Origin of the sequence: Rhodococcus sp. D-46, from assembly GCF_011290655.1 — a bacterium.
Lineage (GTDB): Bacteria > Actinomycetota > Actinomycetes > Mycobacteriales > Mycobacteriaceae > Rhodococcus_F > Rhodococcus_F qingshengii.
Window position 1 is genome coordinate 315,738 of the sequence record NZ_JAANTF010000005.1, and the last position, 18,534, is coordinate 334,271.

The 18,534-nt window shown below is 62.6% G+C and carries 19 protein-coding genes and 1 riboswitch; of the genes, 7 read left to right on the forward strand and 12 right to left on the reverse strand.

Features of this window, described 5'->3' with window-relative positions; genetic code table 11:
* Window positions 1–125 precede the first annotated feature (125 nt).
* Together G9U53_RS14775 and G9U53_RS14780 are read left to right on the forward strand one after the other, a co-directional pair.
* Window positions 126–479 (forward strand): metalloregulator ArsR/SmtB family transcription factor, encoded by a 354-nt coding sequence (locus tag G9U53_RS14775; protein WP_165638887.1) that lies wholly within the window; start codon window positions 126–128, stop codon window positions 477–479.
* 11 nt (window positions 480–490) lie between these two features.
* Window positions 491–922 carry a Fur family transcriptional regulator gene (locus tag G9U53_RS14780; RefSeq protein ID WP_003944514.1) on the forward strand — a complete coding sequence of 144 codons (432 nt, stop codon included), beginning with the start codon at window positions 491–493 and terminating at the stop codon, window positions 920–922.
* 5 nt (window positions 923–927) lie between these two features.
* Here G9U53_RS14780 and G9U53_RS14785 read toward each other — a convergent pair whose 3' ends face one another.
* Genes G9U53_RS14785 through recO form a run of 3 tightly spaced genes read right to left on the reverse strand, consistent with a single transcriptional unit; the run spans window position 928 to window position 2,937 of the window.
* On the reverse strand, window positions 928–1,350 hold the full coding sequence (locus tag G9U53_RS14785; RefSeq protein ID WP_019749000.1) for a YbjN domain-containing protein: 423 nt from the start codon (window positions 1,348–1,350) through the stop codon (window positions 928–930).
* On the reverse strand, window positions 1,347–2,165 hold the full coding sequence (locus G9U53_RS14790) for an isoprenyl transferase (RefSeq protein ID WP_003944543.1): 819 nt from the start codon (window positions 2,163–2,165) through the stop codon (window positions 1,347–1,349). The genes G9U53_RS14785 and G9U53_RS14790 overlap by 4 nt, the downstream gene beginning before the upstream one ends.
* Entirely contained in the window at window positions 2,122–2,937 is an 816-nt protein-coding gene (recO, locus tag G9U53_RS14795; protein WP_029255636.1) for a DNA repair protein RecO, read from the reverse strand. Before recO ends, G9U53_RS14790 begins: the two co-directional genes overlap by 44 nt.
* Window positions 2,938–3,033: 96 nt before the next feature.
* Between recO and G9U53_RS14800 the strand changes: the two genes are divergently transcribed.
* Entirely contained in the window at window positions 3,034–3,783 is a 750-nt protein-coding gene (locus G9U53_RS14800; protein ID WP_007731095.1) for a TetR/AcrR family transcriptional regulator, read from the forward strand.
* Here G9U53_RS14800 and G9U53_RS14805 read toward each other — a convergent pair.
* On the reverse strand, window positions 3,780–4,769 hold the full coding sequence (locus tag G9U53_RS14805) for a diiron oxygenase (RefSeq protein WP_003944493.1): 990 nt from the start codon (window positions 4,767–4,769) through the stop codon (window positions 3,780–3,782). The two genes, G9U53_RS14800 and G9U53_RS14805, sit on opposite strands and share 4 nt — an antisense overlap.
* Window positions 4,770–4,872: 103 nt before the next feature.
* A complete protein-coding gene (locus G9U53_RS14810; RefSeq protein ID WP_165638846.1) occupies window positions 4,873–5,313 on the reverse strand; it encodes a DoxX family protein in 441 nt (146 codons plus the stop codon).
* A 138-nt stretch (window positions 5,314–5,451) separates the two neighbouring features.
* Window positions 5,452–5,545, forward strand: a riboswitch (TPP riboswitch).
* On the opposite strand from G9U53_RS14810, the gene G9U53_RS14815 reads away from it, so the two are divergent.
* Window positions 5,536–6,327: a 3-oxoacyl-ACP reductase gene (locus G9U53_RS14815; protein ID WP_165638847.1), complete on the forward strand. Its 792-nt coding sequence runs from the start codon at window positions 5,536–5,538 to the stop codon at window positions 6,325–6,327. (Overlaps the previous riboswitch by 10 nt.)
* Complete coding sequence (locus tag G9U53_RS14820; RefSeq protein WP_007731085.1) at window positions 6,327–7,607, forward strand: LLM class flavin-dependent oxidoreductase; 1,281 nt, start codon at window positions 6,327–6,329, stop codon at window positions 7,605–7,607. Before G9U53_RS14815 ends, G9U53_RS14820 begins: the two co-directional genes overlap by 1 nt.
* Here the strand turns inward: G9U53_RS14820 and dinB are convergent.
* Window positions 7,604–8,902 (reverse strand): DNA polymerase IV, encoded by a 1,299-nt coding sequence (dinB, locus tag G9U53_RS14825; RefSeq protein WP_081558025.1) that lies wholly within the window; start codon window positions 8,900–8,902, stop codon window positions 7,604–7,606. The two genes, G9U53_RS14820 and dinB, sit on opposite strands and share 4 nt — an antisense overlap.
* A 122-nt stretch (window positions 8,903–9,024) precedes the next feature.
* Here dinB and G9U53_RS14830 point away from each other — a divergent pair, with 122 nt between their 5' ends.
* Window positions 9,025–9,486 carry a MarR family transcriptional regulator gene (locus G9U53_RS14830; RefSeq protein WP_081558026.1) on the forward strand — a complete coding sequence of 154 codons (462 nt, stop codon included), beginning with the start codon at window positions 9,025–9,027 and terminating at the stop codon, window positions 9,484–9,486.
* Window positions 9,483–10,463 carry a zinc-binding alcohol dehydrogenase family protein gene (locus G9U53_RS14835; protein ID WP_165638848.1) on the forward strand — a complete coding sequence of 327 codons (981 nt, stop codon included), beginning with the start codon at window positions 9,483–9,485 and terminating at the stop codon, window positions 10,461–10,463. The genes G9U53_RS14830 and G9U53_RS14835 overlap by 4 nt, the downstream gene beginning before the upstream one ends.
* 9 nt (window positions 10,464–10,472) lie before the next feature.
* Here the strand turns inward: G9U53_RS14835 and G9U53_RS14840 are convergent, their stop codons facing one another.
* From G9U53_RS14840 to kdpF, 6 genes are read right to left on the reverse strand one after another with little or no spacing between them, the layout of a single operon-like run.
* Window positions 10,473–11,153, reverse strand: a complete 681-nt coding sequence (locus G9U53_RS14840) for a response regulator (protein WP_081558028.1) — start codon at window positions 11,151–11,153, stop codon at window positions 10,473–10,475.
* The gene (locus G9U53_RS14845) at window positions 11,150–13,690 is read right to left on the reverse strand and encodes a sensor histidine kinase KdpD (protein WP_003944466.1); all 2,541 of its coding nucleotides are present in this window, start codon (window positions 13,688–13,690) and stop codon (window positions 11,150–11,152) included. The genes G9U53_RS14840 and G9U53_RS14845 overlap by 4 nt, the downstream gene beginning before the upstream one ends.
* A gap of 7 nt (window positions 13,691–13,697) precedes the next feature.
* Window positions 13,698–14,348 (reverse strand): potassium-transporting ATPase subunit C, encoded by a 651-nt coding sequence (locus G9U53_RS14850; protein ID WP_064113198.1) that lies wholly within the window; start codon window positions 14,346–14,348, stop codon window positions 13,698–13,700.
* Between the two features lie 6 nt (window positions 14,349–14,354).
* Window positions 14,355–16,460 carry a potassium-transporting ATPase subunit KdpB gene (kdpB, locus tag G9U53_RS14855; protein ID WP_050654652.1) on the reverse strand — a complete coding sequence of 702 codons (2,106 nt, stop codon included), beginning with the start codon at window positions 16,458–16,460 and terminating at the stop codon, window positions 14,355–14,357.
* Window positions 16,457–18,142: a potassium-transporting ATPase subunit KdpA gene (gene kdpA / locus G9U53_RS14860; RefSeq protein ID WP_165638849.1), complete on the reverse strand. Its 1,686-nt coding sequence runs from the start codon at window positions 18,140–18,142 to the stop codon at window positions 16,457–16,459. The genes kdpB and kdpA overlap by 4 nt, the downstream gene beginning before the upstream one ends.
* On the reverse strand, window positions 18,142–18,240 hold the full coding sequence (gene kdpF, locus G9U53_RS14865; RefSeq protein ID WP_007731078.1) for a K(+)-transporting ATPase subunit F: 99 nt from the start codon (window positions 18,238–18,240) through the stop codon (window positions 18,142–18,144). The genes kdpA and kdpF overlap by 1 nt, the downstream gene beginning before the upstream one ends.
* Window positions 18,241–18,534 lie beyond the last annotated feature (294 nt).

Below are 18,534 nucleotides of genomic sequence, written 5' to 3' on the forward strand. Positions count from 1 at the left end.
CATACTTGTGCATATCAAAATGAAAGTGATTTGCAATAATGTGGTGAGATGGCTATGCCCGGACATCATGATCTACCCCTCGAAGGAGCCTCGCTGTGAGCATTGCGGATACCGGCGATCTCCACATAAGCCATGATCATTCCGACCTCGGACACACGCACGACCCGTTCGAAGCCGCACCGCCCGCGCCCGTGCCGCCCAAGGAAACCCTGGCGGCCGCCGGCGAAATTCTGCGGGCGCTCGCTGCACCCGTTCGGATCGCGATCGTGCTTCAGTTGCACGAGTCGGAGCGTTGCGTTCACGAACTCGTCGGAGCTCTCGGTGTCACTCAGCCACTCATCAGCCAGCATCTGCGCGTACTCAAAGCAGCGGGCGTCGTCCGCGGCGAGCGCAACGGACGAGAAGTTCTCTATCGACTCGTCGACGATCACCTCGCACACATCGTCGTCGACGCTGTCGCCCACGCCGAAGAAGGATGAGATTCCACCGCATGAACACCCCGGGCAGTACGACCTCGAAACGTGGACCGGCCACAGTCGGCGTTCGTTCCACGAAACAGCGCAGCGCCATCTCCGCCCTGCTCGACGACATCGACGAATTCAAGTCGGCACAGGAATTGCACGACGAACTGCGCAAGCGAGGTGAAGGCATCGGCCTGACCACCGTCTACCGCACGCTGCAGGCACTCTCCGACGCCGGAACCATCGACGTCCTACGCACCGACACAGGTGAGTCCGTCTACCGACGCTGCTCCTCCGGGCACCACCATCACCTGGTGTGCCGCAACTGCGGATTCACCGTCGAGGTCGAGGGCCCGACAGTCGAGCAGTGGTCACAGACCATCGCCGAGGACAACGGTTTCACCGAAGTGAGTCACACCGTCGAGATCTTCGGCACCTGCCGCGACTGCGCCGCCGCCTGAGAGCGTCAGGGAATCAAACCCTGCCGGGCGGTATCGGCACCGGTGAGCGCCAGTAGCAACATCGTGGTCAGTGCCTCGTCGTCCAGTCCGGCGGCAGGGAACGTGTAACGCAGGATGACGTCCGCCAGACTGCCGTGGCCGAACACCGCGATGGAGCCGAATTGGATGGTGCGATTTCGCTCGGCCACCTTGCGATGCAGTGCCGCGCTGACCGGTCGGTCCCATGCGAGAACGCACGTCATGGACAGCACGTCCAGACCCTCGGACAGATTCATCGCCTGAATGGAACACAGCGCGCCGGAGTACTGGAAACCCAGTGATCCGTCGGCAGCCACATCGACCGTCACGAAATGCGCCAGCGAGGCGGCCGCGCGTTCTTGTAGGCGGGCTGCTTCGTCGGTGGTGTCGGTCATGTTCTCCCCTGTCATTTGACGCCACCGAATCTACGGTCACGTGAGGCGTACTCGACGCAGGCGGCCCAAAGGTCGCGGCGGTCGAAATCGGGAAACAGCTTCTCCTGGTACACCATTTCGGCGTAGGCGGATTGCCAGATCAAGAAATTGGACGTCCGCTGTTCCCCCGACGGACGCAGGAAGAGGTCTACGTCGGGCATGTCGGGTTCGTCGAGGTACTTGGCAACCGTCGCCTCGGTGATCTTGTCCGGATTGATCTCACCGGCCGCGACACGCTTCGCGATTTCCTTTACCGCATCGGCAATTTCGGCCCGGCCGCCGTAGTTCACACACATGGTCAAGTTCATGACGGTGTTGTTCTTGGTCAGTTCTTCGGCGATCTCGAGTTCCTTGATCACGCTGGCCCACAGGCGTGGCTTACGACCGGCCCAGCGAACACGCACACCCATTTCGTTCATCTCGTCGCGTCGACGGCGGATGACATCACGGTTGAAGCCCATCAGGAATCGAACCTCGTCGGGACTGCGCTTCCAGTTCTCGGTGGAGAAGGCGTAAGCGGAGAGCCACTCGACACCCATCTCGATGCACCCGCAGACGGTGTCCATCAGGACAGCTTCGCCGCGTTCGTGCCCGGCGGTTCGGGGCAGACCGCGCTCCTGCGCCCATCGTCCGTTGCCGTCCATCACCAAAGCGACGTGGCGCGGGATCAGTTCGGTTTGCAGGATCGGCGGGGTTGCCCCGGACGGATGTGGGTCCGGTGGTCGGATCACCCGGTCAGCAGCAGAATCAAGCGGAGTTCGCGGTTCGCGTCGTCGAATCACGTGTTCCATCCTGCCTCACGGGCAAGTCGACCTCGACGGCTGCATGCGGCCTCGAACGCTCGATCAGCGGCAACGTCCGCAATTGGCGCTCGAGATGCCACTGCAGGTGTGCCGCGACCAGTCCGCTGGCTTGCGTCCGCAGCGTCGCGGGCGCCGAATCGGTACCCTCCCACTCCCCTCGGAGCAGGGCTTCCATCAAGTCGAGCACTCCGGGCGACGGCGTCGCAGCACCCGCCGGGCGGCAATAGGTACACACGGCTCCGCCTGCGGCGACATGAAAGGCCCGGTGCGGTCCAGGAGCACTGCAGCGGGCGCACTCTTCGAGGGCAGGCGCCCAACCCGCATAGCCCATGGCTCTCAACAAGAACGCGTCGAGCACGAACTCGACCGGTCGTGCCTGCTCGGCGATCGCACGCAGTGCTCCCACCGTCAATCGCTGAAGCTGCGGGGCCGGCGCGCGTTCCTCGCCGGCCAACCGCTCGGCAGTTTCGAGTACGGCGCAGGCCGTGGTGTACCGGCTGTAGTCGTCGACGATGTCGGTGGCGAATGCGTCGACCGTCTGCACCTGAGTGATGATGTCGAGATTCTTGCCCGGAAGTAGTTGCACGTCGATGTGAGCAAACGGTTCGAGTCTGGCACCGAATTTGGAGGTGGTTCGGCGGACACCTTTGGCCACGGCACGTACCAACCCGAACTGACGGGTGAGCAACGTGACGATGTGGTCGGCTTCGCCCAGTTTGTGCAGGCGCAGCACCACCGCCGTGTCTCGATACAACCTCACTCGACCAGTGTCCCACGTTGTACCGAGGACCGATCCCGATGCCGCGCCCGATGACAAGTCGGAAACACGGCAGGTCCGTCCGGATAGACTGGCGCGATGCCGAGCGACGCAATTGCGCAACCTGTCACTGCAGAGTTGACCGGTCGCGAAGCGCGGTGGGAGCGACACAACTCCGAGCGTCAGAAACGGATACTCACCTCGGCGGTCGAACTGATCGAAGAGCGTGCGGCAGGTGCCGAGGTGTCCGTCCAGCAGATCGCCGATCGTGCCGGCCTCGCCAAGTCGGTGGTGTACCGCCAATTCAGCGGCCGAGACGACCTCGATCGACGAGTCCGAGCGTTTGTGCTCGGACAATTTGCGGCGGCCCTGGACGCGTCGATGAGCATTTCGGTAGGCACTCTCGACCAGATCCTGACCCGAACCATCAGCGCCGTCGCCGAGTGGATCACCGAGCATCCGCGGATTCACGAGTTCATGGGTACCGGCCCCACCGACTACGACGACGAGAGCATCGACGCGATCAGCAGTCTGAAGGCCACAATCGCCGACTCCGCCCGCACCACTATCACCGAAGTCGGTCGATCCGTGGGGATCGACTCCTCACCCTTCGATTCACTACCGTTCGCAGTGGTGACAATGGTCGAGGGCACGCTCACCCACTGGGTCCGAAGCACCGATCCGAAGCCGAGCCGCGAAGAGATCGTCGCCGACCTCGCGAAATACACCTGGTACATGTTCGACGGCGTTGCCCGCTCGAGCGGACTACAGATCGATCCCCATGTCGAATTGTCCACGCTCATAGCCGAGCTGGTGTCCTCCGACGGAGGAACTTCGCGGCCGGACTAGATCCGGGTCTTGTCGGAACGCTTCGGCTCGCCGCGGTAGCGGGCGTAGTCGCCGTCGATGCGCAGCTTTCGCCACGCACGCTTCGACACCGGATTCATCAATCCGAGTTCGTCTGCCAGGGCTCGCATTTCGCCGAAGTAGTTACCCAGGATGCGGCGTGAATGCGGGCTCCCCCAGAAGGCGCTCTTCATCACCTCGTCCGGGATTCCGAATTCTTCGGCGAATTCCTTTGGCGGTGACATGATTTCACCCGCAAGCCAACGCATCGCGCCGGGGAAGGCGACCGATGTGATGGCTCGACTCGTACGACTGAGTCTGGGGACGTGATTGCGCAGGAACTCGTGAGCAAACGAGATGTGTCTCGCTTCTTCGGCGATGTGAATCTCCATGGTGCGGAGCATCGCCGGCGGCGTGTCCTTACCCTCACGGATGAGATCCTTCTGGAAGTGGTCGATCGGTTCTTCACCAGCCAGAATGCCGATGAAGAAGATGACCGGGAACTTTGCTCCCAGCACTCCGATGATCGGCGACAGCCGCCGGAACATCGGACGCATACCCGGCACGTCGATATCCATGCGATTGACGAGTTCCTGGAACATCTGGATGTGATTGCACTCTTCGGTCATCTCGTGCAGGCAGTACCGGAACTCAGGCGACTGGTTGGGTAGCGCCATGATATATTGCAGCATTCCCCGGATCAAGATGCTCTCGAAGGCCGAACCCACCTTGGTCACGTTCGCCTGACGCCACATTCCCATGGCGATTCGACGCTCCAACGACTGATCCTGGTACCACTGCGTCGCCCCGAGGGGGTCCGACACGGACGAGAGCACCCATCTCGGATCATGCGGATCGATCGCGAACTCTGGTGAATCCCAGTCGATGTCGAGATAGGGATCGAAACTGCGGGCAACTGAGCCCTCGGACAAAGTCTGCAGTACCTGGTGGTACGGCTTTTCCACTTCGATCGACGCTGACCGAGCCATCGGTGTCTCCTCACGGCCAGTCCGTCGATTGCAGTCGACGGACTTGAATGAGGTCAAACATAATGGGACACCGCGTCCCACGCAACCCCCTCGGGGGCCTATTTCAGGCCCGACGCAGCGGGATGATCTCGCGAACCTTCTCGTCCCGGAGATACAGTCCCGCCCACATGACGATTCCGGTGTAGACGGCAAACAGGGTCGTGCTCAGCAGAGGCTGTTCAGCTCGAAGGTTGGTCAACACCGCTCCCCCCAGGTAACCGGTGAGCAGAATCGCGCCGAGTATCGACGTTCGCGGAATCACGTACAGCGCAAGGCAGATCAGTTGCACCACCCCAGCCGTCAATGCCAGCGAGTCCGGCAACCCAAGTTCAGCCGACGCATCCTTGACTGTCTGAAGGTTGAGAATGTGGATAATGCCGTCGAAGAGCATGAAAACGACGAACAGCCCACTCAGGACGTATCCGAGCTTGCGAGCCGTGGCCGAAGGTGTCGTCGTCGTGGCGCTACCGGAAACAGTTTCGTTGTGGACGGGCTGGGTGGTCATCGGAATCTCCTGGGGCGAAGGCGAGCGGCCGGTTGCCACTTCGCTTGCAATTACGACTCCCGAGCGATCGAAAACTCATCGCGCCGGCCGTTACAACGCACCCGGCGTTCAGGACGATTCACCTCACGTGGTCTGATGGACGGTGACACGGGGTGCCGAAAAAGTCGGCTGAGATCAGACCCGATGAACCTGACCAGTTAGCACTGGCGGAGGGATGTCGACATGACCGAACAGCAATTTCAGCGCGCACTCAGCCTGGACGAGCAGATCGTTCTGATCACCGGTGGCGCCCGCGGGCTCGGCGCCGCACTGAGCCGAGCATTCTCCCGCTCGGGGGCCCGGGTGATCGTGAACTACAACAAGAGCCGTGACGCCGCCGAGACCCTGGTCACCGAACTGGGTGAGGATCGTGCCTTCGCAGTCCAGGCGGACGTGACGGACCGCAGTTCCGTCGACCAGTTGTTCTCCGCTGCACGCGAGCGATTCGACGCACCGATATCGACCGTGGTCGACAATGCACTCGTCGACTTCTCGTTCAACGGCGACGCCCGGCCGAACGCGGACACGATCACCTGGGCCGACTTCGAGTCTCAACTACGCGGAGCTGTTGCCGGAACACTCAATACCACCCAGGCAGCGCTACCAGGCATGCGCGAACTCGGCTTCGGCCGAATCATCACTGTCGGAACCAATCTGGTCCAGAATCCGGTAGTTCCGTACCACGACTACACCGCTGCCAAGGCCGCACTGTTGGCACTGACACGGACGCTGTCCGCCGACCTCGGTCCGGACGGGATCACAGTCAACATGGTCTCCGGCGGCTTGCTCCGCACCACCGATGCGAGTGCCGCGACACCGGAAGCCGTGTTCGACATGATCGCGGCAAGCACTCCCCTGCGCCGAGTCACGACGCCGGACGAATTTGCCGACGCTGCACTCTTTTTCGCCTCACCATGGTCACGGGCCGTGACCGGCCAGAACCTGGTTGTCGACGGCGGACTCGTCAAGAACTGATGGGCGCACAGCTGCGGATAGGTGCGTTCCTGCTCGGTTGCGGACATCACAGTGCGGCATGGCGTCATCGCGACTCACCGGTCGAAAGTCTCGGCGACATCACGTATTACGAGTCGCTCGCCCAGATCGCCGAACGCGGCAAGCTGGACGCCGTCTTCTTCGCTGACGGTCACAGTGTTCGCGAACCCGAGTCGGGTGCGTCGTGGTTTCTCGAGCCGATCACCGCATTGACTGCCATGGCACGAGCGACAGCGGACATCGGCCTGGTGACCACCATTTCCACCACTTTCTACACGCCGTTTCACGCGGCGCGACTGTTGGCCTCGCTCGACCACATCAGCGGCGGACGGGCCGGCTGGAACGTCGTGACCTCGATGTTCGACCAGGAGGCGCGCAACCACGGACTCGAGGCGATGCCCGATCACGCATCCCGATACGAACGAGCCGACGAATTTGTCGAAGTGGCCCTCGCATTGTGGGATTCATGGTCGGAAGACGCGCTGATTCTCGACCGGTCGGGGCGTTTTGCCGACGCAAACAGGATTTCTCGAATCGATCACGACGGCAAACATTTTCGGGTGGACGGGCCGTTGACGGTTCCGCGCTCCCCGCAAGGCCGGCCGGTGTTGTTCCAGGCCGGGGCGTCCGAGCAGGGCCGCGATCTGGCGGCGCGTCGCGCCGAGGCAATCTATTCGGTTGCCTACGACTTACCCAGCGCACAGGCCTACTACGCGGACGTGAAATCGAGAATCGAGCGAGCCGGCCGGGATTCGAACTCTGTCGCCGTGATGCCGGGACTGGTCACCTACGTCGGCAGCACCGTCGCCGAGGCCAGGGCGAAGAAGGCCGAACTCGATCTCCTGCTGCCCACCGAACAGTCGATACGCCAACTCTCGTTGTTCACCGGACAGGATTGCGAGAACTGGGATCTCGACGGGCCCGTGCCCCCGTTGCCTCCACTCGAAGCGTTCACCGGGCCGCAGGGACGCTACGCCACTATTTTGCGGATCGTCGAGAAGGACGCACCGACTGTGCGGGAGCTCCTCGGGACGCTCGCTGCGGGTGGTGGTCACGCAACGATGATCGGAACACCGGAGTCGATTGCCGACGAGATGGGATCCTGGTTGAACGGCCGCGGTGCCGACGGTTTCAATCTGATGCCGCCGACCTATCCGCAGGGTCTGGAAGATTTTGTCGATCACGTGATTCCGGTGCTGCAGGCGCGTGGGTTGTTCCGTCGCGAATACGAGGGAGCGACTCTGCGAGAAAACCTCACCTAGTCCGGCAGTAGCGGCACCGACAGGTCCGGATCGCGTCCCAGGAGCACTCCCCTCGTGAGGGCCGCGGAGCCGAACTTCTTCCGGACACTGTCCATTGCCGAGTCGAGGGCGGCAGTGTCCGGACCCGCGAATCCTCGACCGTCGAAGGGCAATTCGAGTTGTTCGGCGCCGTCCCGATCCAGGTTGGAGACAGCGACACCGATCAACGTGATGCCCTTGTCCGCGATCATCGGTATCGCTTCGTCCAGCAGCACCATCGAGGCGCTCAGCAATTCCGCTGTGTCGGCGGTGGACCGGCGCAGCGTGTGAGATCGAGTTGCCCGCGTGAAATCCGCGAAGCGGAGCCGGAGCGTGACCGTGCGCCCCGTCCGCTGCGCCGAACGCATGCGTCGACTGACACGGTCGACAAGGGACATCAACGACGCATCGAGTTCTGCGCGGGGATGGGATCCGCGACCCAGCGCATGCTGAGCACCCATCGAACTGCGGCCACGATAGGCGCGGACGGGGCGCGGATCTCGATTGTGTGAGAGTGCGTAGAGATGGCGACCGGCGCCGCCCCCGAGAATCGAGACGATCGAGGATTCGTCGTGCCGAGCGATGTCACCCACCGTCACGATGTCGAAGTTTCGCAGCTTCTGGGCCGTGATCTTGCCGACGCCCCACAGCTTCTCGACCGGCAAGGGATGCAGGAACTCGGTCTCGCCCTCCGGCGGCACTCGCAGCAATCCGTCGGGTTTCGCGAATGCACTGGCGACCTTGGCCAGGAACTTGGTGCGTGCGATTCCGACCGTGATCGGTAGTCCGACCTGCTCGGCCACATCGCGTCTGAGGTTGGCTCCGATCTGCAGCGGGTTTCCCACGATCTTGGCGAGCCCGCCGACCTCGAGAAAGGCCTCGTCTATGGAGATTCCTTCGACCAGCGGCGACGTGTCGTGAAAGACGTCGAACACGTCTTTGCTCGCCTGCGAGTACGCCGACATTCGCGGAGGGACAACTATCGCCTGAGGACACAGTGATCGAGCCTGACCACCGCTCATGGCTGTGCGAACCCCGAACGCCTTGGCCTCGTAGCTTGCCGCCAAAACCACCCCACCGCCGACGATGACCGGCCTGCCGGCCAGAGTCGGGTCGTCGCGTTGCTCGACTGATGCGTAGAACGAATCGAGGTCCGCATGCAGGATCGTTGCGTCACCCGTGGGCCGACTACTGCCAGAACAGTTCCCGCCAGAACGAGTATCGCCGGGGTGCTCACCTGGCGTTTCTTGGTCCAGCGGTTCATATGACACGAACATATGTTCCCATGCCCCACCGACACTGCGTAAGGTTCGGAAATAGATTCCATGGAATTAATCACGAATCGGGCGTACGGTGAGAAAATGATTCCACGGAATGCATATCGGTTCGGAGTCTGCTCGTGACCAGATCAGCCCTGAGCAGGCACTTCGACAACCTCATCCGCTTCGAAACCGAACTGTGGACGGCCGTCGACCAGCGACTCCGAATCGAGCACGACCTGCCACTGAGTCGATTCGAGCCGATGCAGATCATCGACAGGCTCGGCTCCTGCCGGGTCTTCGACATCGCCGAGGCCCTCGCGATCACCGTCGGTGGCACGAGCAAGCTGGTGGATCGAATCGAAGCGGCTGGGCACTGCCGTCGAAAATCCAATCCCACCGACAAACGATCCTCACTCATCGAGTTGACACCCGAGGGCAATGAGCTGTTGCGGCGGGCGAAGGCAACGTTCGACGACGAATTGGAGCGCCGTCTCGGTTCCGTGCTGACGCCCGACGCTCTCGATCGGTTCGGCGCCACACTGGCCACGCTGCGTGAAGCCAACCGAATCCTGACACCGACCACGAAGGAAAAAGCATGACCGACACAATGCGCGCAATCGTGCTCGACGCCCCCGGCCCGCCAGAAGCATTGACTATCAGAGTGATTCCGATACCCGTGCCGATTGCGGGCTGGGTACTGGTCCGGGTGAAGGCTTTCGGCCTCAATCGATCCGAACTTCACACCCGCCTCGGCCTCGCCGAAGGCGTGACATTCCCGAGGGTGCTGGGCATCGAGGCCGTCGGCGAAGTGGTGAACTGCCCCGGCGGGGAGCTCACCGAAGGCCGGCAAGTCGCCGCCATGATGGGTGGGATGGGGAGGACGTTCGACGGCGGTTATGCCGAGTACACGTGCGTTCCCGTCAGTCAGGTCGTTCCCTTCTCGAGCGAACTGGACTGGTCGACAGTGGGAGCTGTTCCCGAGATGCTGCAGACGTCCTACGGCTCGCTGACGGTAGGACTGGACGCGAAATCCGGTCAATCCCTGTTGATCCGGGGAGGAACCTCCTCGGTCGGCATGGCAACCGCAGTCCTGGCGAAGCAGTGGGGACTCACTGTCCTTGCGACCACCCGAGATGCGAGCAAAGCGTCGTCGTTGACCGCGATCGGGGTTGACCACGTTATCGTCGACGACGGTGCTGTGGCCGGCAAGGTTCGAGACATCCTCCCGGGCGGTGTTGATCTGGCCCTCGAATTGGTCGGAACACCAACACTTCCCGACACGTTGCGCGCGACCCGCGTTCACGGCACCGTGTGTTTCACGGGAATGCTGTCCAACGAGTGGACAGTCAAAGACTTTTATCCGATCGACTACATTCCACGCGGAGTGCGATTGACCTCGTACGGTGGGGACGCGTCCGACCTGCCTGCCGACGTACTGCAAGACTTCCTCTCCGCTGTGGCGTCAGGCGAGGCGGTGGTACCGATCGACGAGGTGTTCGCGTTCGAGGACATCGCGCGAGCACATGCCAAGATGGAAGCCGGTACGGCACGTGGCAAATTGGTAGTTGTGCTCTGACCTGGCTTCTCACACCACGAATCGATAACCCATTCCTGCCTCGGTGATCAAATGCTTGGGGTTCGCCGGGTCATCCTCGAGCTTCCGACGAAGTTGAGCCAGGTAGACACGTAGATAGTGGGTCTCGGTGTCGTACGCCGGTCCCCACACGTCCCGAAGCAACTCCTTCTGCCCGACGAGCTTTCCGCGGTTGCGCACAAGCATCTCGAGCATGCCCCACTCGGTCGGAGTCAGGTGCACCTGTTCACCGCGCCGACTCACTGTTTTCGCAGCCAAGTCCACCGTGAAGGACGCGGTCTCGACCGACGGTTCCGAAGTGTCCGCCGCGGAGGTTCCCCGCCTCGCCGCAGCGCGCACGCGGGCCAGAAACTCGTCCATCCCGAAGGGCTTGGTGACGTAGTCGTCCGCACCGGCGTCGAGAGCCTCGACCTTGTCCGCGGAATCCGTGCGCGCCGACAGCACGATGACCGGCGCCGTGCACCAGCCACGCAGGCCGGCAAGCACTTCGGTGCCGTCCATGTCGGGCAGTCCGAGATCGAGTACCACGACGTCCGGTGGACGCTCGGCAGCAGCCCGCAAGGCACCGGCGCCCGTCGACGCGGTCACCACCTCGTACCCGCGCACCGAAAGATTGATACGCAGAGCTCGCAGAATCTGCGGTTCGTCGTCCACTACCAGGATTCGACTCATGATCCATTCCCATTCGTACCGGCCGCAGCCAACTCCACGATCATCGTCAATCCCCCACCAGGTGTGTCTGTGGCGCTGACCGTTCCGCCCATCGCATCGACAAATCCGCGCACCACGGAAAGTCCGAGGCCCACTCCGCCGGTGTTGTCGCGATCTCCCATCCGTTGGAACGGCTGGAACATCGTTTCGGCCTCACCTCGCGGAACACCTGGGCCCGTATCGGCAACACTGATCACCACACGATCACCGAGTTGCGCCGCCCCGACGCGCACCGGGGTTTCTCCCCCGTAGCGCAGAGCGTTGTCGACGATGTTCGCAATCACCCGCTCGAGCAGACCTTGATCTGCTTGCACTGCAACGGTACCCACGTCGACGACTACACTTCGAGCCCGCGAATCCGAGCGTCCACCGATGCCGAGGCCCAGCAACGCGCGGTGAACCACCTCGTCCAGATACACCGGCCGCAGCGTGGGTTTCACCACCCCGGCGGCAAGTCGGGACGAGTCGAGCAAGTTCCCGACCAGCGCCGTCAACTGATCCGCCGACTCCTCGATGGTTGCCAACAATTCAGCGGTGTCTTCGGGCGAGAACTCGATGTCGTCGCTGCGCAGACTCGACACCGCCGCCTTCACTCCGGCGAGAGGAGTTCGCAGGTCATGGCTTACCGCTGACAGCAGGGCTCGACGCAGTTGATCAGCCTCGGTGAGCGCGGCAGCCTTGCTCGCCTCGACTGTCAGTTTCTCCTGGCGGATCATCCCAACTGCTTGGTGAGCCACCACCGTCAGCACTCGTCGATCCCGCGCACTCAGGTCGGGCCCAGCCAACAACAGCGCGTATTCCCCGTCGTTGACCTCACAGACCGTATCCGCTTCGTCGTCCGTGGTCGGCGGCTGCGTACCCACGGCGGCGATGACTCCGTCGTCGTGATGAATGACGGAAACCCCTCGCTGGCGATAGATTTCGAGTGCCTTCGCCAGAAGTGTCGACAGATCCGCTCCGCGGAGAACTGATCCCGCGAACAGTGTGAGCAGTTCGGCTTCCTCGGATGCGCGCTTCGCCTCGCGGGCGCGCTTTGCTGCGGCGTCGACCAGAACGGCAACTGCCACAGCCACGATCAACAGCACGACAGTGGTGATGAAGTTGTCAGGTTCGGCGATGGTGAAGCTGTACCGCGGATCGGTGAAGAAGTAATTGAGCAGCAGTCCCGAGATCAGGGCCGACAATATCGCCGGGCCGACGCCGCCGAGGAGGGCGACCAGAACGACCACGACGAAGAACAGCGCGTTCTCGCCGTTGACCCCGGAGATTCGGTCGACGAGACCCATGATCGCGGCCGCGAGCGAAGGCACGACGATCGCCGCAATCCACGACAGGACCCGGCGCTCCGAGCGCCCCAGCACCGAAATGCGTCGTCGCGCCGTCGCTTCCTCGTGCGTGACCATGTGAACGTCGATACCACCGGACTGCTGAACCACCGCAGCGCCGATCCCCTCGTCGAGGATGCGAGCCAGGCGGGAACGCCGCGACGTTCCCAGCACCAACTGTGTGGCGTTCTCCTCACGCGCGAACTCGAGGAGCGTCGACGGTACGTCGTCACCGACAACAGTGTGAAGCGTGGCGCCGACTCCGACAGCCAACGCGCGCACCTTGCCCATCTCGGGGGCCGAGACGCCGGTGAGTCCGTCACCGCGTACGACGTGGACCACCATCAGCTCGGCGCTCGACTTCGACGCGATTCGCGATGCGCGTCGTACCAGGGTTTCCGACTCCGGTCCCCCGGTCACGGCAACGACGACACGCTCGCGCGCCTCCCAGGTATCGGTGATCTTGTTCTCGGCCCGGTATTTCGCCAGTGCGGCGTCCACCTGATCGGCCACCCACAGCAGTGCCAGTTCGCGTAGCGCCGTGAGGTTTCCGCGTCTGAAGTAATTGCCCAAGGCCGCATCGACCCGTTCCGGTGAATACACGTTTCCGTGAGAAAGTCTGCGGCGCAGCGCCTCCGGGGTGATGTCGACCAGCTCGACCTGCGCCGCACTACGCACTACCGCGTCCGGAACCGTCTCCTGCTGAACCACGCCGGTGATGTGCGCGACAACGTCGTTGAGGCTTTCGAGGTGTTGCACGTTGACCGTGGACAGAACGTCGATCCCGGCTTCGAGCAGTTCCTGTACGTCCTGCCAGCGCTTGTGATTCTTGCTCCCTGGCGTGTTGGTATGTGCCAACTCGTCCACCAGGACAAGGGCCGGACGCCGAGCCAACACGGCCTCGACGTCCAGTTCCGGCATCCGTGTTCCGCGATAATCCACCAGCTTGGGCGGCACTGTTTCGAGGTCTCCGATCTGCGCCGCGGTGCGGGCGCGGCCGTGTGTCTCCACGACGGCCGCGACCACGTCACAGCCACGATCTCGACGCCGATGAGCCTCACCGAGCATCGCGAAGGTCTTTCCGACGCCAGGCGCAGCGCCGAGGTAGATACGCAATTCACCACGTTTGCGTGCCCTACCGAAAGATTGACCGACCTTCTCCGAAGAACTCACGTGACAATCATCCACCAGTCGTCGGTGCAGCACACGTAGGTGCCGTCAATCCGAGTGCCAGGTTCAATTCCAGGACGTTGACTCGCTCGGCTCCGAGAAATCCGAGTTGCCGACCGTCGGTGTGCTCGGCCACCAAGTCCCGCACCTGGTCTTCCGAGATGCCGTTGTTCGCCGCCACCCTCGCGACCTGCAGTTCGGCGTACGCCGGACTGATGTGGGGATCGATACCCGAGCCCGAACCGGTGACTGCGTCGACGGGAACCGATGCAGGGTCGACACCCTCACGTGCCGCGATGGCTGCCCGGCGCTCGATGACGAATCCGGCCAGAATCTCGCTGCTCGGCCCCTGGTTGGACGGCAGTGCCGCAGCGGGATCACCGGTGGCAAACGGATCCTCGTCCGAAACGGATCCGACAACACGATTGTGGAAGAACGGGTCCTGCTGCCCTTCGGCGACCTGCAGATCGACACCCACCCAGGCACTGCCGACCACGCAACCGGCGGCATCGGTGACCGGTGAGCCTTCGGCAGATCCGGAGCTGATCCGGCTGACACCCCACACCGCGGCGGGATAGACCACACCGAGAACGACGGTGAGCGCGAGCAATACGAGCAAACCCGCCCACACCTGTTTGGCAAAACCGATAGTGAAACGCATGTCAGGTCACCCAATTCCAGGAATCAAACGTACGACGAGATCGATCAACCAGATACCGACGAACGGTGTGATCACACCGCCGAGACCGTAGACGAGCAGGTTACGTCCGAGCAACTGCGATGCCGTCGACGGTCGGTATCGAACGCCCTTGAGTGCCAACGGAATCAAACCGATGATCACCAAGGCGTTGAAGATCACGGCCGAGACGATCGCCGATTCGGGGGTGGCGAGACGCATGATGTTCAACGCGTCCAGCTGCGGGTAGATGCCGCTGAACAAGGCCGGCAGGATTGCGAAATACTTCGCCAGGTCGTTCGCCAACGAGAATGTGGTCAACGCGCCGCGGGTGATCAGCAATTGCTTGCCGATTTCCACCACCTCGATCAGCTTGGTGGGATCGGAGTCGAGATCGACCATGTTCCCGGCCTCTTTGGCTGCCGAGGTTCCCGTGTTCATCGCGACCCCGACATCGGCCTGGGCAAGGGCGGGAGCATCATTGGTCCCGTCACCGGTCATCGCGACGAGACGTCCGCCTTCCTGTTCCTTCCGGATCAGGGCCAGTTTGTCTTCCGGGGTGGCCTCCGCCATGAAGTCGTCGACGCCCGCCTCGTCGGCAATCGCCTTCGCGGTCAACGGATTGTCGCCGGTGATCATGATCGTGCGAATACCCATCGCCCGGAGTTCGGCGAACCTGTCAGCCATTCCCGGCTTTACGACGTCGGACAACGCGATCACGCCGAGGATCGAGGTACTCTCACCATGCTTGACGGCAACTACCAGCGGCGTTCCGCCCGCTTGGGCGATGTCGTTCACGGTGTCGGTCACCGCGCTCTCCGCGTGTCCACCGCCACTGACGACCCAGTTCATCACCGCATCTGCTGCACCCTTTCGGATTTGGCGTCCGGAGTGGTCGAGTCCGCTCATCCGGGTTTGTGCCGTGAACGGAACGAACTCGGCGCGTTCTTCGTCCAACGTCGGCTCGGCAGCGAGACCGAAATCCGCTGCGCACAGCTCGACGATGCTCCGTCCCTCGGGAGTTCCGTCGGCCAGGCTCGACAAGCGAGCTGCCGCAGCAAGATCGTCGGCGGATACACCGGGCGCCGGATGGAGTGCGGTGGCCCGGCGGTTACCGAAAGTGATGGTTCCGGTCTTGTCCATCAACAGGGTGTCGATGTCGCCCGCAGCTTCCACCGCGCGCCCCGACATCGCGAGAACGTTGCGCTGGACGAGGCGGTCCATGCCCGCGATACCGATCGCCGAGAGCAGCGCTCCGATGGTCGTCGGGATCAGGCAGACGAGAAGTGCGATCAGCTTGATCGGATCCTGCTCGTGCCCCGCGTACAAGCCCATCGGGCCGATGGCTACGACGGCGAGGAGGAAGATGACGGTCAACGACGCGAGCAGGATGTTGAGCGCAATCTCGTTGGGTGTCTTCTGACGTGAAGCACCCTCGACGAGCGCGATCATCCGGTCCACGAACGAACTGCCCGGTGCTGCGGTGATTTCCACGACGATGCGGTCCGAGAGAACCGTCGTACCACCGGTGACGGCGCACCGGTCACCACCGGATTCACGGACCACCGGCGCGGATTCACCGGTGATCGCCGATTCGTCTACGGAGGCAATACCTTCGACCACGTCGCCGTCGCCGGGGATGACCTCGCCGGCAACCACTATCACCCGATCGCCGACCACCAGTTCGGTGCCGGAAACCGATTCGATCGCACCGCTCATCGTGATCCGATGTGCTGTGGTGTCCTGCTTCACCTTTCGCAGGCTCGCCGCCTGCGCCTTGCCGCGCCCTTCGGCCACGGATTCGGCGAGGTTCGCGAAGATCACCGTGAACCAGAGCCACAGGGTGATCACCCAGGAGAACACCGAGGGATCGGCGATCGCCATGACAGTGGTGATGACGGAACCGACGAACACCACGAACATGACCGGGTTGCGGGCGAGGTGGCGTGGGTCGAGTTTGCGCACGGCCCCCGGCAACGCGGTGATCATCTGCCGCGGGTTGAAAACGCCAGCGTGTACTTGACGGGACTGGCCTGGATCAACCTTGTCGGCAGCGTCTTGCGCTACCACGGGTTTCTCACTGATACGCACGGTCATTGAAGAGCCTCCGCTAGCGGGCCCAGCGCGAGGGCCGGGAAGAATGTAAGTGCAGCAACAAGAACGACGGTGCCGGTCAACAAACCGGTGAACATCGGTCCGGACGTCGGGAGGGTGCCGGCCGTCGGCGCCACCTTCTTCTGCGAGGCAAGAGCACCGGCCAAAGCGAGAACGAAGATGATCGGCAGGAATCGGCCGAGAAGCATGCAGATTCCGAGAGACGACTGGAACCAGTCGCTGGTGACCGTCAGACCGCCGAAGGCGCTGCCGTTGTTGTTGGAGGCGGAGGCGAAGGCGTAAAGCACCTCACTGAACCCGTGGATCGATCCCGGCGTGCCCGGATCTCCCCCATTGCCTTGATAACCGGTGGTCGAACCGAGGATGACGGTGATGGCGGTACCGATCAAGACCAGCGCGGGCATGACCAGAATCGACAGCGCCGCAAGGGTGATCTCGCGTCGACCCAACTTCTTGCCGAGATATTCGGGCGTGCGACCGACCAGCAGTCCGCCGACGAACACTGCGATCAATGCCAGCACAAGAATCCCGTAGAGGCCGGTTCCGACTCCACCTGGCGCAATTTCGCCGAGCAACATGTTGAGCAGGACCGCGCCGCCGCCGAGGGGTGACATGCTGTCGTGGGCCGAGTTCACCGCGCCCGTCGACGTTCCCGTGGTCGCCACCGCGAACAACGCCGATCCGGGGATTCCGAAGCGAACTTCCTTGCCCTCCATCATCGAACCAGCTGCTGTGGCGGCAACACCGCGTGCGCCGGATTCGGCAGCGAGCGTGACTGCGAGCAGCCCGCTCCACAGGATTCCCATCACTGCCAGCAGGGTGAGGCCTTGCCTACGATCCCCGACGAGAGTTCCGAACGTTCGGGTGAGGCAGACCGGAATCAACAGGATCGCCAGGATCTCGACGACATTGCTCAACGGGGTGGGGTTCTCGAACGGGTGCGCCGAGTTGGCAGCCAAGATCCCGCCACCGTTGGTGCCGAGTTCCTTGATCGCTTCCTGGGACGCGACGGGGGCCAGTGCATTGGTGACCGCATTGCCGCCGAGGCCGGTGGAGGCGAAACCGCTGTGGAACGACTGGATCACTCCCTGGCTCAACAGGATCAGGGCGATCACGAAGGAGAACGGGAGGAGGATGCGCAGAGAACCACGCGTCAGATCGACCCAGAAGTTGCCGATCTCGCCGCCCCTGGCCACCCGAATGAAGCCGCGAACCAATGCGATGGCCACCGCCATGCCGACCGCTGCCGAGACGAAGTTCTGCACCGCCAGACCGACGGGCTGAACGAAGTTGCTCATCGTCGTTTCCGGCGTGTACGACTGCCAGTTGGTGTTCGCCACAAACGAAATCGCGGTGTTGAACGCTACGGCAGGACTGACCCCGGACAGACCGTCACTCAGCGGCAGTACTCCCTGAATCCGTTGCAGGAAGTACAGGAACAATGCGCTGGCCAGCGAGAATCCGAGAACGCTTGCGGCGTAGCCGTACCACGTCTGCTCGGCCCTCGAGTCGATCCGACCGACGCGGTAGATCACACTCTCGACCCGAAGATCTCGCGTCGACGAGTAAACACGCGCCATGTAGTCGCCCACCGGAACGTAGGCGATTGCCAGAACGACGAGGACAAAAGCGATCTGCAGGCCGGCTGCAAGAGCGGGCGACATCAGAACCTCTCAGGATCTACGAGTGCAACGAGCAGGTAAATGACCAATGCCGCGGCGACGGCGATCAGAACCACGCTGACCACACCGGCAACCGTCATTTGGGAGCGCTCGCCTGTAGGGCGCGCAGTACCAGCGCGCACACGAGAAAACCGCCGAGAATCAGAGCAACGTAGGCCAGATCGGCCATGAGCTTCCCTCTTCGAAATCTTTTGCCGTGCTGCTGTGCATCGCAGCCATGACGCGCGGTCGCCCTCGACCGGATGCGCTCTCTCAGCTTCGACCTCCGGAAAGGCCGATTCCGCGTCTCTGACGATCCGCTTACGCACTGACCTGGCGTCTTGACGCGATCTTGACGCGAAACCGAAGTTCACTAATACTGAAACAAGTTACTG